Genomic DNA, 388 nt, shown 5'->3' with positions numbered 1-388 from the left:
AATCTTTGATAGTGCTAGTGAAGCCCTAGAAGCTAAAAGAGCTAAAGAAAGCCAAAAGAACAAGAATTTCATACAAATCAGTAGAGGTTTAGGAACAAAAGCATTAGCCTATATCATTTCCGAAAATGCAGTTGCAGGACAACTTTACATGTTTTTCATAGAGAATATGGACGTTAATAGCAATAGCATAATGGCCTCACATAAAATTTTAGAAGAGGTTACTGGAAAATCAAGAACAACGATATTTAGAGCAATTTCATGTCTAGAAGAAAACGGATTGATCGCTATTGGTAAAGTTGGAACTACAAATGTGTATATCTTAAATCCAGAAGTAGCTTGGGCTACAAGTAGAGATAAAAAAGACTTCGTAAATTTTAAAGGCAATATA

At 33.2% G+C, this 388-nt stretch carries 1 protein-coding gene; it reads left to right on the top strand.

Going from position 1 to position 388, the window contains the following annotated elements:
* Nucleotides 1–388: replication/maintenance protein RepL (locus tag FE392_RS23170; RefSeq protein WP_319932018.1), on the top strand; the 388-nt coding region annotated here is incomplete at both ends.

It is taken from the genome of Xenorhabdus santafensis (assembly GCF_033949405.1).
In the GTDB taxonomy this organism is placed as follows: Bacteria; Pseudomonadota; Gammaproteobacteria; order Enterobacterales; family Enterobacteriaceae; genus Xenorhabdus; species Xenorhabdus santafensis.
Note: the sequence above shows the minus strand (reverse complement) of the source record. Positions and strands in the feature narration are given on the sequence as shown.